The following is an 18,679-nucleotide window of genomic DNA, read 5'->3' as shown; positions in this document are numbered from 1 at the left end:
GGCGTTATTCCTGGCTTTTCCTGTAGAAACGATGCTCTTCAGGTTGGTACCACTCATGGAGGGTCGAGGGAGTACGGGCATACCACCCCAGCAGTTGTTGCATGCTCGGTGTTTGCGAGCGGCAGAAGTCTTCGCCCAAAGCTCGGCAATAATCGAACTGCGGTTTGAAATAGCTTCGCGTGAAGGTCAATGTCAGGCAGCGTCGTGGCTGGTCGGTACGATTGACGCCGGCGGCATGCCAGATACGTGAGTCGAACAAGTAGATCGAACCGGCGCTGCCCAAGGCCTTGCGGGCCTGAGCCTCGAATACCTGAGGGTCGGGTTTTTCAGGAGCGGAGTGCGAGCCTGGCAGAAACAAGGTTGCGCCGTTGTCGATGGTGAAGTCGTCGAGCAATACCAGCGCCTGGGCCATCTGCATGGACTCGGCTGACCAGGAACGCACGTCCCGGTGCACGTTACGCACGTAGGCATCAGTGCTGTTCAGGTTGTTCAGGCCGCCGAACGAATTGAGAATCGCAGCACCGCCCAGCATATGCCGCAGGACGTCGACGATCCCCCATTCGGCGAATCGATCGAGCAACTCGACGAAACGGGTGTCTGGCGCAAGTATATGGTGCGCGGTCTGCTCGGTTCGCTGAGTGATACCGTTCTCCAGTTGTACCCGACGGCAACGGTCTATTGCACACGCCAGGTCTTCACGCAGCTGGTCGAGCAACGGATCGGTAATCAGCGAGGGCAGGCAGACGTAGCCGTTCGCTTGCAGCTCCTGCAAGATCGGATTCACAGGCTGTCCCCCCGCGCAGCTTGCCATACGCGATACTCCTCGGCGCTCACGCCAAGCATGATGCGATCCCAACGCTGGCCCTTGCGGTAGTACCACTGGCGCTGTACGCCCTCGATGACCCAAGGGGTCTTGCGCGTGTAGGTCGCCAGCGACGCTGCGTTGTACTCGATGATGGTGGTCGAGAGACGACTCAGACCCAGTTCGTCGAAGGCATAGCGCATCACCGTGGCGATCACGTCGGTGCCGTGGCCTTGGCCGCGCAGGGAGGGATCACCGATCATCATGCCGTGTTCGGCTGTGCGGTTTTTCCAGTCGATACTGACCAGGTTCGCCGTACCGATCAGGCCATGGCCCGGGACCTCTATACCGAAGCGCTGGTTGAGCGAGTCGTTCTTGAGACCCAGCAGCCAGTCCCGTTGTGCTTCCCGCGATGTGGGGAAATGCCAGCCACCCAGCAGACTCCAGAGGGCTTCGTCGTTGGACCACTGATGCAACAGCGGCAAGTCCTCGAGCTCCAGCGCCCTGAGCAGGATGCGTTGACCTAGAATGCTCATGATTTCCCCGTGTTCTGAAGGATGGCGTCGGCGAGACGATTCATGTCATCGACGTTGTATCGCTGGTCGATCGGCAGCGGCAGCAAGCACTGTGCCCAATCCTTTTCTATGGGCGGCGCCGTTGGGCTGCTCAGCACTTCACGCCAATAGCTGGGTATATAGATGTGTTGGTCCAGCAGTTGAGCGTGTAGCCGGAGCGCCGTCTCGGCGGACTTGACCAGCAGCGGGTAACACAATGCGGCAACGGGCTGCGCGGGCCAGACGGCAAAGCGGTTGAGGTGGTCCAGGCGCCCGCGCAAATGCGCCAGGTTGTCTATCCTGCGCCTGGCAACTTCGTGGTAATCGATACTGTCGAGCAGGCGCGCGGTACTGGCGGCCATGGCCTTGATGCCATCGCTCTCCAATGCCTGTTCCAATGCCTGGAAGCTTGCATAGTGATGTTGTGGAGGGTCTTCAAGACGCCCCAGCAGCGCGGCAAAACGCCCCTGCGAGCGACTGGTCGGCGCTTGCGGCAGATCAGCGGGCGCATTGGCCAGCCAGCCACCATCGGCAACGCCGACGAACTTACGGGGTGAATACAGGGTTGCAATCCCAGGCTGCGGCCGGGAAAACAGCGCCTGGGAATTATCCACGATCAATTGCTCGCCGTAGCGAACAGCGAGTACTTGGCCGATGTAGTCGGCCTTGAGTCCAAAGTAATCGACGAACAGCAGTGCCTCATCGGCTTGCAGGGCTGGGAAGTCCTGCAGCTCAAGCCGTTCGGTCAATGCATAGCGCAACACCTCGATGCCGGATCCGCGCAGCACGTCCTGCATGACATCGCAGATGTAAAAAGGCAAATGAACCCGGCGCAGGCTGCGCGCCATTACCAGAGCCTTGAAGGCCGAGCGGGCCGAGTTGAAGGCAACGGCCTGCGGGTAAGGATTATGTCCTTTACGCAGTTCCAGTTCGAAATAACCGCCGATGGCTTCAGGCACGGACAATTTCTCCACCTTTGGCCCAGGCCCCTACGGTCTGCGCGTCGTTGTACATCAAGACGTCGAGAATCGACAGGCCGGGCACGAAGGGTTGTTCACGCCCTCCCTGCCGGTAGTCGGGCAAGGTCGCCTTGAGCAACTCAAGGGTAATACCAACCTGTTGGAATACCTCGGCCTGGTAGAGGTGACCGCCATTGACAGGATTGAGGTAGTGAGTGCCGGCGCAGGCCTGGACCACTTCGAGTACCCGATCCTGGGCTTTGCTGTCCGCGCAAATCGACAGATCGCTGGAGCGCATGATCGGTGTTTGCAACCCTATCAGCGCGCAGCAGGCTCGCAGGATTCGTTCGTTGAGCTCGGCAATGCTCGAAGCCGGTTCGACCAGCAGCGCTTCCAGCCACGCCAGCAGGTACGGAGCGTGGGGCGCGCGGCGATAGGCGAAACTCAGCTTGTTGAGGATATCGCCAGGATCGAACGTCTCGGCAATACGTTTTTCCATGATCTGCTGAGTGTGACTGCCCTTGCTCAGTGGTACACGGAACCACTTCGGCTCCTGCTCCAGCAGATAACGGTTGCGTTCGATCCAGCCGTTCTTGATGAACTGCACATTGTCGTAGATGACAAAACAGTCGACAGCGGCGATCAGCTGGAAATAACCCAGGTATGGCAGGAAATAAGGTTGCATGAGCGCAACCCGGTACTGCTCGTCAGCTGCAGGGCCGCACTTCTTCGAGGTATTGGCCTGGCTCATGCCACCCGGGCCCTGAGCAGTACCTCGATGATTCGCGCCTGGGTCTGCGGATCGAGATCCGGATAGATCGGCAGGCAAAGTACCTGGCGGGACACGTTGTAGGCATTGCCCAATTGGGAGAGGTCCGAACTGGGAAGACCGCGATACATTGGAAACTCGCATATCAGCGGGTAGAAATACCGGCGCACGAGAATGTTTTCGGCGCGATAGCGGTCGTACAGCTCATCCCGACTCACCCCGAACCGCTCACCATCGACCAGGATCGGACAATAAGCGAAATTCCAGTCCAGCCCCTGCGGTTGCTCCAGCAGGCTGATACCGGGAATGCCCTCCAGGGCGCTCCGATAATACTCAAACACCTTTTGCCGACGGTTCAGGGCCTCATCGATGTAGCGTAACTGCAGCACTCCGAACGCCGCCTGCAGTTCGTTCATCTTCCCGTTGATACCGGGAGCCATGACCGTGACTTCATCGGCGAAACCGAAATTCTTCAGGTAATCGATACGCTGCTTGATTTTTTCGTCACGGCAGATGATGGCGCCGCCTTCAAATGTATTGAAGACCTTAGTGGCGTGGAAGCTGAGGATCGACAGGTCGCCGTTGTTGAGAACGCTTGCGCCGTTATGCCGGACCCCGAAGGCATGTGCGGCGTCATAGATAACCTTGAGTCCGTAGGTATCGGCGACGGCCTGGATGCCCTCGACATCACAGGGAATGCCATAGCAATGGACCGGAAGAATCGCCGATGTCGCCGGAGTGATGGCCTCGGCGATACGCCGTGGATCGAGGTTCTTGGTCACTGGGTCGATGTCCACGAACACTGGCTTGAGGTTGTTCCACAGCAGCGAGTGGGAGGTGGCCACGAACGAATAAGGCGTCGTGATGACTTCACCCGTAATGCGCAAGGCCTGGAGCGCGGTCACCAAAGCCAGGGTGCCGTTGGAAAACAGCGACAGATGCTCGACCCCGAGGTATTCGGCCAACTCCTGTTCCAGTTGTTGGTGGAAGGGTCCGCCATTGGTCAGGCGCTTACTGTCCCAGATTCGCTGCAGGTAAGGCGTGAACTCTTCCAGAGGAGGTAGCAGCGGGCTGGTAACGGTAATGGAATCGGCCATGGGTACACTACTCGGGTGACTGAAAAATGGCACACGGCTCGGGAGCTCCTCTGACGCGGCGTTGCATCGCGGTCTATATCGGCGGGCTGCAACGCCATGAAACCGACAGCTGACTCTTGATGTGGAGGTACCCCAGCAAAAAATCGGCCAACTCCCGGTGACCCCGATAATCGGTTGCCTTACGGTGCGTCTTTGCCGACCTCATACTCACGCAATTTATTAGCGATGGTCGTATGGGAAACCCCCAACCGCTTGCCCAATTGCCGGCTGCTCGGGTGCTCGGAATACAGGCGCTCCAGCACGGCTTTCTCGAAACGCCCAACGATCTCGTCCAACCCACCTTCAAGGGAAAAATCGCCAAGGGGCTGACGCACGCCGTAGTCCGGCAGACGGATATGCTCGGCCTTCACCTTCCCGCCGTCACACAGGGAAACGGCCTGGAACAGCACGTTTTCCAGCTGTCGGACATTGCCCGGCCAGTGGTAGTGACTGAGGCGGTCCATTGCCGCCGGGGCCAGCTTGGGCAGTGCACAACCGATCTGGCGGCTGGCCTGGTCGAGGAAATGTTCCACCAGCGGCTCCAGGCCATCGAGGCATTCGCGCAGGGGTGGGATGTGCAAGGAAAGCACGTTCAAGCGGTGGTACAAATCCTGACGGAATTCGCCCCGGGCACAGAGTTCGGACAAGTCGACCTGGGTGGCGCAGATCACCCTGACGTCCAGGTACACCTCTTCATCGCTGCCGACACGCCGGAAGCAACCGTCCTGCAGGAAGCGCAGCAATTTCACTTGCAAGCGCGGGCTCATCTCCCCGACCCCGTCGAGGAACAGCGTTCCTCCGGCGGTCAGTTCCAGCAGGCCGAGCTTGCCTTCGGCCCGGGCGCCTTCGAAGGCCCCCGGCCCGTAGCCGAACAGTTCGGTCTCGGCCATGGACTCGGGCAGCCCGGCGCAGTTGAGTGCCATCAAGGGCGATTGCCCGCGCGGGCTCGCCAGGTGACAAGCGCGCGCCAGCAGTTCCTTGCCAGTGCCGGTTTCGCCTTCTATCAATAGCGGCGCGTCCAGCGGGGCCATGCGCCGGGCCTCACGGACCACCGCCGCCATCACTTTCGAACTCTGGAAAATACTGTCGAAGCCGCGCAACTCCTGCTTGCGCACGTTATAGATCCGCTCGCCCACCCGGTCGGCCCGGTGCAGCGTCAGCACCGCACCGGCCATGGCTTCGCTGTCGTCGTGTTCCGATTGCAGTGGCGCGATGTCCGCCAGGAACACATCGCCCTTGACCTTGACCCGCAGGCCGTTGATACGCGATTGGTTGGCGCGCACCAGTTCCGGCAAGTCGAAATCCTCGGCGTAACGGGACAGGGGGATGCCCGGCACCTCGTCGACACGCACCCCGAGCAACTGCGCCGCCGCCCGGTTGGCCGCGACGATGGAGCCCCCCATATCGATGGACAGCACCGGAAACTCCAAGGCGCCGAGCAAGGCGTTGAGTTCCATGTGCCGACGCTCACTGGGCATCAGTCCTACGCGCTTGACGCCAAACACCCCGGCGATGCCTTCGAATTTCGGACGCAGTGCCTGGAACTGGATGTTGATCAGGTTTGGGCAGTGCAGGTAGATCGCGTTGCCATGCTCACCACCGACCTCCCCTCGGGCGACGTTGATGCCGTATTCCACCAACAAGTTGAGGATGTCCCGCAGGATGCCGATGCGGTTCTGGCAATGGACTTTGATGCGCATGGAAAGGCCCGGATTTGGATGAGAGAGACGCGCCATTCAAGCCCCGACACCCACCTGTGGCGAGGGAGCTTGCTCCCTCGCCACGGGGTTTTGCGTAGGGCTTTTTGTCTAGGCACACAAATAGTTGTCAAGATTATGTGACAGCTGTAGGCCGTTTCCCACTCAAAAATCCTGATACTGCCGAAGTATAGGCAATTGTGTAACGATAAGTTTACGAAGTGAGCCATTCTTGGCCCCGCTAGCTGGCTCACCCCTACTGCACGTATCCCTGCTTCGCGCTATCTCTATTGCATCGCTGGACATAACAACAAACACATCATCCCCCTGAGGGAAATCAGCAGGAGAGCAGCATGAAGCAGACGCAGTACGTGGCCCGCGAGCCCGATGCGCAAGGTTTTATCCACTACACCGCTGAAGAACACGCGGTGTGGAACACGCTGATCACCCGCCAGCTGAAAGTCATCGAAGGCCGTGCGTGCCAGGAATACCTGGATGGCATCGACAAGCTGGGCCTGCCCCACGACCGTATCCCGCAACTGGACGAAATCAACAAGGTGCTGGGCCAGACCACGGGCTGGCAAGTCGCCCGGGTGCCAGCACTGATTCCCTTCCAGACCTTCTTCGAATTGCTCGCCAGCAAACAGTTTCCTGTGGCGACCTTTATTCGCACCCGGGAAGAGTTGGATTACCTGCAGGAACCGGACATTTTCCACGAGATCTTCGGCCACTGCCCGCTGCTGACCAACCCTTGGTTCGCGGAATTTACCCACACCTACGGCAAACTCGGCCTGCAGGCGTCCAAGGAAGAACGGGTTTACCTGGCGCGCCTGTACTGGATGACCATCGAGTTCGGCCTGGTGCAGACCCCGCAGGGCCGGCGCATCTACGGCGGCGGCATCCTGTCTTCGCCCAAGGAAACCGTGTACTGCCTGTCTGACGAGCCGGAACACCAGGCCTTCGATCCGTTGGAAGCCATGCGCACGCCGTATCGCATCGACATCCTGCAACCGGTGTATTTCGTGCTGCCCGAACTCAAGCGTCTGTTCGACCTGGCTCACGAAGACATCATGGGCATGGTCAAGCGCGGTCGGGAGCTGGGCTTGCATGCCCCGAAATTCCCACCAAAAGCGGCGTGAACCGCCTCTTTTAATCCCAATTGAGTCTGTTGCACGACGCTGCTTTGCTTTAGCGTGGGTGCATCGACGCTTTCCAAATATTCGATCCAGGAACACACCATGAACACTCTGAACCAAGCCCATTGCGAAGCCTGCCGCGCCGATGCCCCGCAAGTCAGCGACGAAGAACTGCCGGTGCTGATCAAGCAGATCCCCGACTGGAACATCGAAGTGCGCGACGGCGTCATGCAGCTGGAAAAAGTTTTCCTGTTCAAGAACTTCAAGCACGCCCTGGCGTTCACCAACGCCGTCGGCGAGATCTCCGAAGCCGAAGGCCACCACCCCGGCCTGCTCACCGAATGGGGCAAAGTCACCGTGACCTGGTGGAGCCACTCCATCAAGGGCCTGCACCGCAACGACTTCATCATGGCCGCCCGCACCGATGACGTGGCCAAGACCGCCGAGGGCCGCAAGTAATGCATTTCGATGCCATCGGCCGGGTACCCGGCGACCCGATCCTCGGCCTGATGGAGGCCTACGGGGCGGACAGCAACCCGAGCAAGTTCGACCTGGGCGTGGGTGTCTACAAGGACGCCCAGGGCCTGACGCCGATTCTTGAGTCGGTGAAACGGGCCGAGCAGCGACTGGTGGATCGCCAGACCACCAAGACCTACATCGGTGGTCATGGTGACGCCGCGTTCGGCCAGTTGATCAATGAGCTGGTACTGGGCGCCGACTCGCCGCTGATCGCAGCAAAACGCGCGGGCGCCACCCAGACACCGGGCGGCACCGGCGCCCTGCGCCTGAGCGCCGACTTCATCGCCCAGTGCCTGCCGGGCCGTGGCGTATGGCTGAGCAACCCGACCTGGCCGATCCACGAAACCATTTTCGCCGCGGCCGGGGTCAAGGCCAGTCATTACCCCTACGTGGGCGCTGATAATCGCCTGGATTTCGAGGCGATGCTGGCGACCTTGAACCAGGCGCCCAAAGGCGATGTGGTGCTACTGCACGCCTGCTGCCACAACCCCACCGGGTTCGACCTGTCCCATGAGCAATGGCGCCAGGTGCTGGAGGTGGTGCGCAGCCGCGACCTGCTACCGCTGATCGACTTTGCCTACCAGGGCTTCGGCGATGGCTTGGAGCAGGACGCCTGGGCGGTCCGGTTGTTTGCCCAGGCCCTGCCGGAAGTGCTGGTCACCAGTTCCTGTTCGAAGAACTTCGGCCTTTACCGCGACCGTACCGGTGCGTTGATCGTCTGCGCCCGGGATGGCGAGAAGCTGGTGGACGTCCGCAGCCAACTGGCAAACATCGCCCGCAATCTCTGGTCGACACCGCCGGACCATGGCGCGGCCGTCGTGGCGACCATCCTCGGCGACCCGGAACTCAAAAGCCTGTGGGCCGATGAAGTCCAGGCCATGCGCCTGCGCATCGCGCAATTGCGCAGCGGTTTGCTGGAAGCCCTCGAATCCCATGGCTTGCGCGAGCGCTTTGCCCATATCGGCGTGCAACGCGGGATGTTTTCCTACACTGGCCTGACGCCGGAGCAGGTCAAGCACCTGCGCGAGCGCCACAGTGTCTACATGGTCGGCACCGGCCGGGCCAACGTGGCCGGCATCGACGCCACGCGCCTGGACCTGCTGGCCGAGGCGATTGCCGACGCTTGCAAGTAACCCAAGGCCGGGCACTTCCCCTGTGGCGAGGGAGCTTGCTCCCGCTGGGCTGCGCAGCAGCCCTGAAACCTGGCACCTCGGAGTGTCAGGCGGCCTCTAACCAGGCACTTGGGGTGGCTTCGCCGCCCAGCGGGAGCAAGCTCCCTCGCCACAGTGGATCAAACACACCCGAAGTCATCCGCCGCCCTTGAGGCGTTACGAGCCCGTCCACTCCTGGACAAACTGCCCGAGATCTTCCTGGGGCGCGGTGCGCGCTTCTTTCTGCGGTGTGCCCAGGTAGAGGAAACCGATCACCTCTTCCCCCTCTTCAAGGCCAAGCCCCCTGGCCACATGCGGCGAATACGCCAGTTCACCGGTACGCCACACCCCACCCACCCCTTGGGCATACGCGGCCAGCAAGATGCCATGGGCCGCGCAGCCGGCCGCCAACAGTTGCTCGGATTTCGGGATTTTGAAATGGTCCTGCAGACGGGCAATCACCACCACGACCAGCGGCGCGCGCAATGGGCCGTTGAGGGCTTTTTCCACGACGGCTTCAGGGGCGAGCGGGTCATTGAATTTCGCCGCTTCGGCCAGCAGTTCGCCCATGCGATGCCGCGCCTGTCCCTCGACCGTCAGAAAGCGCCAAGGCCGCAACTGGCCGTGATCCGGCGCCCGCATGGCCGCGGCGAACATGAGTTCGCGCTGTTCCGGCGTGGGTGCCGGCTCCACCAGGCGCGGGACAGAAACACGATTGAGCAAAGCGTCGAGAGCCTGCATCGGCCACCTCCTGAAAAAATGTTTGGCTATTCTAGCGGGAAGCGCCGCCGGCTGCCGGTTTACATGCCGCTTGTCGCGGGTAGAATGGCGCCCTTCCCTTTACAGCCTGAGCGGACTTCATGGCGTTGCCGACCCTGCGGATCATTGGTTTCATCATCGGCATCTTCCTGATCACCCTGGCGATCTTCATGGTCGTGCCCATGGCCACCCTGTTGGTCTTCGAGCGCACCCGCGACCTGCCGTCGTTCCTCTGGTCGAGCATGATTACCTTCGTCGCCGGCCTGGCACTGGTGCTTCCCGGGCGCCCGGAACACATCCACCTGCGTCCGCGGGACATGTACCTGCTGACCGTCAGCAGCTGGCTGGTGGTGTGTATCTTCGCCGCCCTGCCCTTCCTGCTGACCCAGCACATCAGCTATACGGATTCGTTCTTCGAAAGCATGTCGGGCATCACCGCCACCGGCGCCACCGTCCTGAGCGGCCTGGACACCATGTCCCCGGGCATCCTGATGTGGCGCTCGCTGCTGCACTGGCTCGGCGGTATCGGCTTCATCGGCATGGCAGTGGCGATCCTGCCGCTGCTGCGCATCGGTGGCATGCGGCTGTTCCAGACCGAGTCCTCGGACCGCTCGGAAAAAGTCATGCCCCGGTCCCATATGGTGGCGCGGCTGATCGTGGCGTCCTACGTGGGCATCACCATCCTCGGCACCCTGGCGCTCTGGTGGGCCGGGATGAGCCTGTTCGATGCCATCAACCATTCGATGTCGGCGATCTCCACCGGCGGGTTCTCCACCTCGGACCTGTCCCTGGCCAAATGGACCCAGCCGGCGGTGCACTGGGTCGCCATCGTCATCATGATCCTCGGCAGCCTGCCGTTTGCCCTGTATGTCTCGACGCTACGCGGCAATCGCCGGGCGCTGATCAAGGACCAGCAGGTCCAAGGGCTCATCGGCGTGCTGCTGGTGACCTGGCTGGTACTCGGCACCTGGTATTGGGCGACCACCGACCTGCATTGGCTGGACGCGCTGCGGCACGTGGCGCTGAACGTGACGTCCATCGTCACTACCACCGGCTTCGCCCTGGGCGACTACAGCCTGTGGGGCAATTTCTCGTTGATGCTGTTCTTCTACCTGGGGTTCGTCGGCGGCTGTTCAGGCTCGACGGCTGGCGGGATCAAGATTTTCCGCTTCCAGGTCGCCTACATCCTGCTTCGGGCCAACCTCAACCAACTGATCCACCCCCGTGCGGTGATCAAGCAGAAGTACAACGGTCATCGCCTCGACGAAGAAATCGTCCGCTCGATCCTCACGTTCTCGTTCTTCTTCGCCATCACCATTTGCGTGATCGCCCTGCTGCTGTCGCTGCTGGGCGTGGAGTGGATGACGGCCCTGACCGGCGCGGCCAGTACCGTGTCCGGTGTCGGCCCGGGACTGGGGGAAACCATCGGGCCAGCCGGCAACTTCGCACCGCTGCCGGACGCGGCCAAGTGGATTCTGTCCGGGGGCATGCTGCTGGGCCGGCTGGAGATCATCACGGTGTTCGTGCTGTGTATCCCGGCGTTCTGGCGCCACTGACCGGTTCAGGCTGGCTTGCCAGTCGCGCCCGGTATTCGCCGGGCGTGGTGTCGAACCAACGGCGAAAGGCCCGGAAAAAATTGCTCGGGTCGGCGAACCCCAGCAGATAGGCGATTTCCAGCAGCGTCATGCCTGGCTGCGCCAGGTACTGCTCGGCCAGTTCACGACGGGTGTCTTCGAGCAGGTTCTGGAAACTGGTGCCCTCTTCCTGCAAGCGCCGCTGCAAGGTGCGCTGCGACAGGTGCAACGTCTGCGCCACCACGTCTCGCTTGGGTTCCCCCTGGGGCAACAGCCGACACAACACTTGTCGCGCCTTGTGGGTCACGCGGCTTTCCGAAAAACGCGCGAGGTACTCCCCGGCAAACCGGTCGTGAAGCTGTGCCATGGCTTCGTTGGCCGTCGGCAGCGGCGCCTCCATGTCGGCCCGCTCAAAGATCAGCGCGTCATAAGGCGCGCCAAACACCAGTGGCGCGGGGAAGGCTCGGTGATAAGGCGCCAGGTCCAACGGTTCCGCGCCCTGGAGCAACACCTTCACCGGGTGCAGGGTGCGCCCGGTCAACCAACTGCACAGGGCCAGCGCACACGCCAGGGACGCTTCAGCACTTTGACGGGTCGGGGGCAGATGGTCGCCATGCACCGTCAGGATCAGCCCGTAGCCCTCTTCCAACTGGCGAAAACTCAAATCGGCGCTTTCGGCAATGATCCGCTGGTAACGCACCAACCGCTGGAAACCCTCCACCAGGGTGCGACTGGACATCAAGGCGTAGCCAACCACATGGAACGAGGCCGGGCGCACCACCTTGCCCATGTTCAAGCCAATGGCCGGGTTACCCGACAACTCCACCGCCCGTTGCCAGAGCCGGGTCATCGAGTCCTGGGGGAAACGCGCATCCGGATCCTCCAGCGCATCGAAGTCCAGCCCCAGTTGCTTGAACAGCATCCGACAATTCAGGCCGTCCATTTCCAACGCCTTGACAATCCCCATCGCCCAGCTTGAAGAAGTGGTTCGTTCGCTCATGACGTTTTACTTGCATGACGAGCCGCAGGGTACGGCTGGATTTGCGAAGGATACTAAAGTGGCGCTGATTGTCACTGGCCGTAGCGATTGATGGTTCTAGACTTCAAGTACCGGAACAATAACCACAGAGCCAGCCGTCGTGGGAAACGCTAAACGATTCAATAGCTTCGCCGAGTTCTACCCGTATTACCTCAGCGAACACAGCAACAGCACCTGCCGGCGACTGCATTTCATCGGCACCTCCCTGGTTATCCTGGTGTTCGCCCTCGCTCTGGTCGTGGGTAACGGGTGGCTGTGGCTCGTCCTGCCCGTGGCCGGCTACGGCTTCGCCTGGGTCGGGCACTTCTTCTTCGAAAAGAACCGTCCCGCCACCTTCCAGCATCCGCTCTACAGCCTGCTCGGCGATTTCGTCATGTACCGCGACATGCTGCTGGGCAAGGTCGCGTTCTAACAAGGACTGCCGATGAGCAACCACGCACGCTTTACCCACATGAAAGAAGGCACCCGACAAGACTGGGCGATCATCGCGGCCGACTTCAGCGCCTACGCGCGGCAATTGCCGGGCCGGATCCTGGCCCACTTGAAGCTGCTGGACGGCGATTTCGGCGGGTTCCCGGTGGATCGCCTGACTCATTCCCTGCAAACCGCCACCCGTGCCTACCGGGACGGGCGGGACGAGGAATACGTGGTCTGTGCCCTGCTCCACGACATCGGCGACACCTTGGGTTCATACAACCACCCGGACATCGCCGCGGCGATCCTCAAGCCCTTCGTCAGCGCCGAAAACCTGTGGATGGTGGAGAAGCACGGGATTTTCCAGGGCTATTACTTCTTCCATCACCTGGGCATGGACCGGCACCTGCGCGAGCAATTCAGTGGCCATCCGCAATACCAGGCGACCATTGAGTTCTGTGCGAAGTACGACGCGGCGGCATTCGATGCCGAATACGACACCCTGCCGTTGAGTTTCTTCGAGCCGATGCTGGAAAGGGTCTTTGCCACGCCGAAGCAATCGATCTACAAGGCGGCGATGGCTGACATACCGGCCTGACAGACACAGCAAAACCCGTGGCGAGGGAGCTTGCTCCCGCTGGGTGGCGAAGCCGCCCTGTTTTTGGGGGCTGCTGCGCAGCCCAGCGGGAGCAAGCTCCCTCGCCACAGGGGGTTATATGTTTGCTTGCGAAAGCATCAGACCGGTCTAAACCGGCTCGGCCACTTTCAACTCAGCCTTGAGCAGCGCCTCCCGCGCCTGGGCTTCCGCCAGCCGATACAGCTCGATCGACCCGTCCCAATGCTCGATCAGCGCCGTGCAGGATTCGACCCAATCGCCACAATTGAGGTATTCCACCTCGCCCACCATGCGCATCTCGGCGTGGTGGATATGTCCACAGACCACGCCATGCAGTTCGCGCTTCACACACTCGTGGGCGATGGCTTCTTCGAAATCGCTGATGAAGCTGACGGCGGTCTTGACCTTGTGCTTGAGGTACGCCGACAACGACCAGTAGCCGTAGCCATAACGCGCTCGCCAATGGTTGAGCCAGCGGTTCAGCGTGAGGGTGAACTCGTAGGCCGAATCCCCAAGGAACGCCAGCCAACGGTGGTAACGGGTGATGACATCGAACTGGTCGCCATGGATCACCAACAAGTGCCGACCATCGGCGGTGACGTGCACCGCTTCGTCCACCAACTGGATATTGCCCAGGATCAGCTTCGAATAGCGTCGCAGGAATTCGTCATGGTTGCCGGTGACGTAGATCACTTCGGTGCCGCGCTTGCTCATGGTCAGCAAGCGACGAATGACGTTGGTGTGGGCCTGGGGCCAATACATGCCACCGCGCAGTTTCCAACCATCGATGATGTCACCCACCAGGTAGATCTTGTCGGCGTGGTAGCCCTTGAGAAACTGCGACAAGTGCTCGGCCTGGCAATCCCGGGTGCCCAAGTGCACATCGGAAATCCACAGGGTGCGAACACGCTGCTTGCGGCTGGGTTTGGCGAGCTCGGCGCTGGTCATTGGGCAACCCTCTGATCGTTTTCGCCACTGTGCACGCCAGCGGTTAATGGCCCATGACAAACACAAGTCAATTACATGACAGCGCGGGGCGGTGCGCCCTCGGTGTATGCTGGCGGCCTGAGACGGGAGACCGCGATGAGACCGATCCTCACGCTACGCCATTACAGCCACGATTTGATTGTCCACAGCCACGACCACGCGCAACTGGTGTTCGGGTTGTCCGGCGCGCTGGATTTCGAGGTCGAAGGGCGTGGCAGCCAGGTGGTGCAACAGAGTTTCGTGGTAGTACCCGCCGGTGCCCATCATGCCTGCGGCAGTCCCCAGGGCAGTCGCTGCCTGGTGCTGGATGTGCCCAGTGACGATTGGGTCGGGCAATGCCTGGGGGATCACGCCGACGCCAGCCGCCGCTTGCTCGATGCCACCGCTCGCCTGCCCCTGGACCCGGGACAAAGCCAGTTGGTCAGTTGGCTGGCAGGCAGCCGGGTGGACGACCCGGTGATCGCCCAGCAAGGCGCGGTGCTGCTACTGGCGACTCTCAATGACGTTCGCCAGCGCCCCCTCGGTGGCCGGCGCCTGCCCTACGCCGCACTCAACGCCCACATCGACCAGAACGCCGCCTACCCGCTGCAAGTGGCGGACCTGGCGCGGGTCGCCGGCCTTTCCAGCGCCCGCCTGCATGCGCGCTTCATCGCCGAGTGCGGACAAACCCCAATGGAGTACATCCGCAGCCGCCGCTTGCACCAGGCCGTGGCGTTGTTGCGCGAGTCGGACCTGCCCATCGGCGAGATCGCCCACCGGGTCGGCTACAGCTCCCAGAGCGCTTTCGCCGCAGCGGTGCTGCGGGAATTCGGCGCCTCGCCGGGCAAGCTGCGGCGTCAGCGCTAGAGGCGCGCTAAAAATCGCTAGGATCGCGACAGACATAGCCGCCTCACCCACGCTTAAATACTGACATCCGTGACGCGGCGGTCCTGTGGGAGCTTGCTCCGGGCGGCAATCCGACGATTGCTATCTGTCAGTCAATATCTGCATTGCCTGAATCACCGCTTTCGCGAGCAAGCTCGCTCCCACAGAAGACACTCGCCAGTTGCCCCACTGTCTGTCGAAAGGATTGAAATGACGCCCCGTACCGCCCTCGGCGCCCTGCACATTGGTGCACTCATGTTTGGCCTGACCGGTGTCTTCGGCAAACTCGCCGCGGCTTCGCCTGCGGTTATCGTGTTCGGTCGCGCCGTCTTCGCCGTGCTGGCCCTGGCGGTGTTCGCCCGGTTCGCCAGCAGCAGTCGCTGGCAGAAACTGCGGGCACAGGATGGCCGGCGATTGCTGCTGGGCGGCCTGTTGCTGGCCGGGCACTGGGTGAGTTTCTTCATCGCCGTGAAGGTGGCCGGCGTGGCGATCGCCACGTTGGGCTTCGCCAGTTTCCCGGCCTTCACGGTATTGCTCGAGGGGCTGATCTTCCGTGAGCGGATTCGCGCCAATGAAATCTGGCTGGTGGTGCTGGTGAGCGTCGGCCTGGTGTTGGTCACCCCGAACTTCGACCTGGCCAGCGGTGCCACCACCGGCCTGCTCTGGGCCGTGGCTTCGGGGCTGTTGTTTTCACTGCTGTCATTGACCAACCGTGCCGGCTCCGCGCATGTACCGCCCGTGCAGGCCGCGCTGTGCCAGAACGTGGTGGTCGGGTTGTGCCTGTTGCCGATGGCCGCGCCACAACTGAGCGACGTTCGCCCCCTCGACTGGTTGTGGATCGGCTTGCTCGGCGTGTTCTGCACCGGCCTGGCCCACAGCCTGTTCGTCGCCAGCCTGGCGGTGATCAAGGCCCGCACGGCGGCGGTGGTCTTCGCCATGGAACCGGTCTACGGCATCGCCATGGCCTGGTGGCTGTTCGACGAACGCCCGACGCTGCGCATGCTGCTGGGCGGCGTGGTGATCATCGCGGCCATCGTGATCTCGAGCCAGCTGGGCGGTTCGAAGAAACCGGAGGTGGGCGCCCAAGCCGCGTCTCACTGAACCCGGTCGTTGTGGCCCAGGTCCCGCTCCGGATCGATCCGGTCGCGGACCCGCTGCTTGAGGACCTTGGCCTCGGGAAAACCACCATCGGCCTTGCGCTCCCAGATTTGCGCACCGTCGCAACTGATGTGGAACACACCGCCGGTGCCCGGCACCAGGGACACTTTGCCCAGGTCGTCGCCGAAGGTACTGAGCAGTTCCTGGGCCAGCCAGGCGGCGCGCAGCAGCCATTGGCACTGGGTGCAATAGGTGATGACAACTTCGGGCTTGTGTTCGGTCATTGCGGGTGAACTCCTGGGTTCGAAGGCGTCGTTATAATACCTGCCTTTGATCGCCCGCCCCGAGATAGACGATGCGCCGCCTGCTCCCCCTCCTGCTTCTGCTGCTGTTGCCCCTGTCCGGCCATGCCAACCAGCCCGCCGTCGAAACGCCACGCCCGAAAATCGGCCTGGTGCTGTCCGGCGGCGCGGCGCGGGGCCTGGCCCACATCGGCGTGCTCAAGGCCCTGGAGGAGCAAGGCATCAAGATCGATGCCATTGCCGGCACCAGCATGGGCGCAGTGATCGGCGGGCTGTATGCCTCGGGCTACAAGATCGACGAGCTGGAAAAACTCGCCCTGGGCATCGACTGGCAACAGGCCTTGTCCGATGCGCCGCCACGCAAGGACGTGCCGTTCCGGCGCAAGCAGGATGACCGCGACTTCCTGGTGAAACAGAAACTGAGCTTTCGCGACGATGGCAGCCTCGGCCTGCCCTTGGGGGTCATCCAGGGCCAGAACCTGGCCCTGCTGCTCGAAAGCCTGCTGGCCCACGCCAGCGACACGCGGGACTTCGACAAACTGCCGATCCCGTTTCGCGCCGTCGCCACCGACATCGCCACAGGCGAAAAAGTCGTGTTCCGCAAAGGCCACCTGCCCAAGGTCATTCGCGCCAGCATGTCGATCCCAGCGGTGTTCGCCCCGGTGGAGCTGGACGGCCGGCTGCTGGTGGACGGCGGCATGGCCGACAATATCCCGCTGGATGTGGCCCGGGACATGGGCGTGGACGTGGCCATCGTGGTCGACATCGGCACCCCGCTGCGCACCCGCAAGCAACTGGTCACGGTGGTGGATGTGCTGAACCAGTCGACCACCCTGATGACCCGGCGCAACTCTGAAGAACAACTGGCCACCCTGAAAAAAAGCGACGTATTGATCCAGCCGGCCCTGGCGAGCTTCGGCTCCACCGACTTCGGCCGAGCCCAGGACATGATCGACGCCGGCTATCGCGCCACCCGGATACTCGAGTCACGCCTGGCCCCTCTACGTCCTTCCGAGGCCCCCGACGCCGAACTCATGGCCGCCCGCGCCCCCAGCGAACGCACACCGGTCATCACCGCCATTCGCGTAGAGAACGACTCGAAAGTCGGCGATGACGTGATTCGCTACTACATTCGCCAGCAGATCGGCGAGCCGCTGGACCTGGGCCGCCTGCAGACCGACATGGGCACGCTGTACGGCCTGGACTACTTCGAACAGGTGCAATACCGCGTGGTCCACAAGGGCCCGGACCACACCTTGGTGATCAGCGCCCGGGGCCGACGCACCGGCACCGACTACCTGCGGCTGGGGCTGAGCCTGTCGGACGATATGCGCGGCGACAGCGCTTTCAACCTGGGGGCCAGCTATCGGGTCAACGGCATCAATCGCCTGGGCGCCGAGTGGCTGACCCGGGCGCAGATCGGCGACAAGCAGGAGTTGTACAGCGAGTTCTACCAGCCATTGGACGTCGGCTCGCGCTACTTCATTGCCCCCTATGGGCAATTCGAATCGCGCAATGTGGAGTCCATCCTGGACAACGATCCGGTGGCCCAGTATCGCGTCGAACGTTATGGCTTCGGGCTCAACGTGGGCCGCCAGATCGGCAACAGCGGCGAAATCCGCTTCGGTGTCGGCCAGGCCTGGGGCAAGGCCGATGTGCGCATCGGCGACCACGACCAGCCCAGCGAGAATTTCAACGAAGGTTTCTACGAACTCAAGTACTCGTTCGACTCCCTCGACAGCGTGTATTTCCCCCATGAAGGGGAAGACATCGGCCTGAGCTGGCGCCAATACGAACCGGGGCTGGGCTCCGACCAGCGCTACCGCCAGTGGGAATTCAAACTGGACAAGGCGCTTAGCAGCGGCCCGGACACCTTCATCCTGGGCGGGCGCTACGGCCGCACCCTGGACACCGCGGAGGTCGTGACCTCCAGCTTTGTGCTCGGTGGCGCGCGGCAATTGTCCGGCTTTCGCGAAGATGGGGTGTCCGGACAGAACATGAGCCTGATGCGTGCCGTGTATTACCGCCGCCTCACACCGCGGGCCTACCTGCCATTGGATTTCCCGTTGTACATCGGCGGCTCGTTGGAACGCGGCCGGGCCTGGAACAACGATAATGAATTCGACAGTGGCTACATCAACGCCGCCAGCATTTTCCTCGGTTTCGATACACCGTTGGGGCCATTGAACTTCAGCTATGGCTTCAACGACGACGATGAACAGGCGGTGTACCTGAACCTGGGGCAGACGTTTTGAGGGGCTGGGTGTTTGCCCGGGCTGGATTGATAACCTGACAGGCCGTCA

General features: G+C 62.0%; 19 protein-coding genes. 9 read left to right on the top strand and 10 right to left on the bottom strand.

Annotated features, from left to right (window positions below; all coding sequences use genetic code 11):
• Positions 1-4: 4 nt before the first annotated feature.
• From J4E53_RS01410 to J4E53_RS01385, 6 genes are all read right to left on the bottom strand, one after another.
• Positions 5-784, bottom strand: coding sequence for a phytanoyl-CoA dioxygenase family protein (locus J4E53_RS01410; RefSeq protein WP_060743068.1), 780 nt, complete (start codon positions 782-784; stop codon positions 5-7).
• Entirely contained in the window at positions 781-1,338 is a 558-nt protein-coding gene (locus J4E53_RS01405; protein WP_060738663.1) for a GNAT family N-acetyltransferase, read from the bottom strand. Before J4E53_RS01405 ends, J4E53_RS01410 begins: the two co-directional genes overlap by 4 nt.
• A complete protein-coding gene (locus J4E53_RS01400) occupies positions 1,335-2,321 on the bottom strand; it encodes a hypothetical protein (protein ID WP_177431668.1) in 987 nt (328 codons plus the stop codon). Before J4E53_RS01400 ends, J4E53_RS01405 begins: the two co-directional genes overlap by 4 nt.
• Positions 2,308-3,000 carry a WbqC family protein gene (locus tag J4E53_RS01395; RefSeq protein ID WP_177431669.1) on the bottom strand — a complete coding sequence of 231 codons (693 nt, stop codon included), beginning with the start codon at positions 2,998-3,000 and terminating at the stop codon, positions 2,308-2,310. Before J4E53_RS01395 ends, J4E53_RS01400 begins: the two co-directional genes overlap by 14 nt.
• A 62-nt stretch (positions 3,001-3,062) precedes the next feature.
• Positions 3,063-4,181 (bottom strand): dTDP-4-amino-4,6-dideoxy-D-glucose aminotransferase VioA, encoded by a 1,119-nt coding sequence (gene vioA, locus J4E53_RS01390; RefSeq protein WP_060738666.1) that lies wholly within the window; start codon positions 4,179-4,181, stop codon positions 3,063-3,065.
• 179 nt (positions 4,182-4,360) lie between these two features.
• Positions 4,361-5,920, bottom strand: a complete 1,560-nt coding sequence (locus J4E53_RS01385) for a sigma-54-dependent transcriptional regulator (RefSeq protein ID WP_060738667.1) — start codon at positions 5,918-5,920, stop codon at positions 4,361-4,363.
• A 350-nt stretch (positions 5,921-6,270) separates the two neighbouring features.
• Here J4E53_RS01385 and phhA point away from each other — a divergent pair, with 350 nt between their 5' ends.
• The 3 genes from phhA (at position 6,271) to J4E53_RS01370 (ending at position 8,705) form a co-directional block, all read left to right on the top strand.
• Positions 6,271-7,056, top strand: a complete 786-nt coding sequence (gene phhA / locus J4E53_RS01380; RefSeq protein WP_060738668.1) for a phenylalanine 4-monooxygenase — start codon at positions 6,271-6,273, stop codon at positions 7,054-7,056.
• 99 nt (positions 7,057-7,155) lie between these two features.
• Entirely contained in the window at positions 7,156-7,512 is a 357-nt protein-coding gene (locus tag J4E53_RS01375) for a 4a-hydroxytetrahydrobiopterin dehydratase (protein WP_003184087.1), read from the top strand.
• Positions 7,512-8,705, top strand: a complete 1,194-nt coding sequence (locus J4E53_RS01370) for an amino acid aminotransferase (protein WP_103307878.1) — start codon at positions 7,512-7,514, stop codon at positions 8,703-8,705. The genes J4E53_RS01375 and J4E53_RS01370 overlap by 1 nt, the downstream gene beginning before the upstream one ends.
• Positions 8,706-8,900: 195 nt before the next feature.
• Here J4E53_RS01370 and J4E53_RS01365 read toward each other — a convergent pair whose 3' ends face one another.
• Positions 8,901-9,464 carry an NAD(P)H nitroreductase gene (locus J4E53_RS01365; protein WP_060738670.1) on the bottom strand — a complete coding sequence of 188 codons (564 nt, stop codon included), beginning with the start codon at positions 9,462-9,464 and terminating at the stop codon, positions 8,901-8,903.
• A 119-nt stretch (positions 9,465-9,583) separates the two neighbouring features.
• On the opposite strand from J4E53_RS01365, the gene J4E53_RS01360 reads away from it, so the two are divergent.
• Positions 9,584-11,038, top strand: coding sequence for a TrkH family potassium uptake protein (locus J4E53_RS01360; protein WP_060738671.1), 1,455 nt, complete (start codon positions 9,584-9,586; stop codon positions 11,036-11,038).
• On the opposite strand, the gene J4E53_RS01355 is transcribed toward J4E53_RS01360, so the two are convergent.
• Positions 10,995-12,056, bottom strand: a complete 1,062-nt coding sequence (locus J4E53_RS01355; RefSeq protein ID WP_207268097.1) for an AraC family transcriptional regulator — start codon at positions 12,054-12,056, stop codon at positions 10,995-10,997. The genes J4E53_RS01360 and J4E53_RS01355 overlap by 44 nt on opposite strands.
• 139 nt (positions 12,057-12,195) lie before the next feature.
• Here J4E53_RS01355 and J4E53_RS01350 point away from each other — a divergent pair, with 139 nt between their 5' ends.
• Together J4E53_RS01350 and J4E53_RS01345 are read left to right on the top strand one after the other, a co-directional pair.
• The gene (locus tag J4E53_RS01350; protein WP_103307880.1) at positions 12,196-12,507 is read left to right on the top strand and encodes a DUF962 domain-containing protein; all 312 of its coding nucleotides are present in this window, start codon (positions 12,196-12,198) and stop codon (positions 12,505-12,507) included.
• Between the two features lie 12 nt (positions 12,508-12,519).
• On the top strand, positions 12,520-13,107 hold the full coding sequence (locus J4E53_RS01345; protein ID WP_060738674.1) for an HD domain-containing protein: 588 nt from the start codon (positions 12,520-12,522) through the stop codon (positions 13,105-13,107).
• 147 nt (positions 13,108-13,254) lie between these two features.
• Here J4E53_RS01345 and J4E53_RS01340 read toward each other — a convergent pair whose 3' ends face one another.
• Positions 13,255-14,073 carry a UDP-2,3-diacylglucosamine diphosphatase gene (locus J4E53_RS01340; RefSeq protein WP_060738675.1) on the bottom strand — a complete coding sequence of 273 codons (819 nt, stop codon included), beginning with the start codon at positions 14,071-14,073 and terminating at the stop codon, positions 13,255-13,257.
• A 135-nt stretch (positions 14,074-14,208) separates the two neighbouring features.
• On the opposite strand from J4E53_RS01340, the gene J4E53_RS01335 reads away from it, so the two are divergent.
• Positions 14,209-14,958 carry an AraC family transcriptional regulator gene (locus J4E53_RS01335; RefSeq protein WP_060738676.1) on the top strand — a complete coding sequence of 250 codons (750 nt, stop codon included), beginning with the start codon at positions 14,209-14,211 and terminating at the stop codon, positions 14,956-14,958.
• A gap of 228 nt (positions 14,959-15,186) precedes the next feature.
• Positions 15,187-16,077: a DMT family transporter gene (locus J4E53_RS01330; protein WP_103307881.1), complete on the top strand. Its 891-nt coding sequence runs from the start codon at positions 15,187-15,189 to the stop codon at positions 16,075-16,077.
• On the opposite strand, the gene J4E53_RS01325 is transcribed toward J4E53_RS01330, so the two are convergent.
• On the bottom strand, positions 16,071-16,358 hold the full coding sequence (locus J4E53_RS01325) for a SelT/SelW/SelH family protein (RefSeq protein WP_060738678.1): 288 nt from the start codon (positions 16,356-16,358) through the stop codon (positions 16,071-16,073). The two genes, J4E53_RS01330 and J4E53_RS01325, sit on opposite strands and share 7 nt — an antisense overlap.
• A 71-nt stretch (positions 16,359-16,429) precedes the next feature.
• On the opposite strand from J4E53_RS01325, the gene J4E53_RS01320 reads away from it, so the two are divergent.
• On the top strand, positions 16,430-18,631 hold the full coding sequence (locus J4E53_RS01320) for a patatin-like phospholipase family protein (protein ID WP_060738679.1): 2,202 nt from the start codon (positions 16,430-16,432) through the stop codon (positions 18,629-18,631).
• Positions 18,632-18,679 lie beyond the last annotated feature (48 nt).

The sequence above is a fragment of the Pseudomonas sp. FW305-28 genome (genome assembly GCF_017351395.1).
In the GTDB taxonomy this organism is placed as follows: Bacteria; Pseudomonadota; Gammaproteobacteria; order Pseudomonadales; family Pseudomonadaceae; genus Aquipseudomonas; species Aquipseudomonas fluorescens_AA.
The sequence above is the reverse complement of the archived record's forward strand: the minus strand, read 5'-3'. Positions and strand labels throughout refer to the sequence as shown.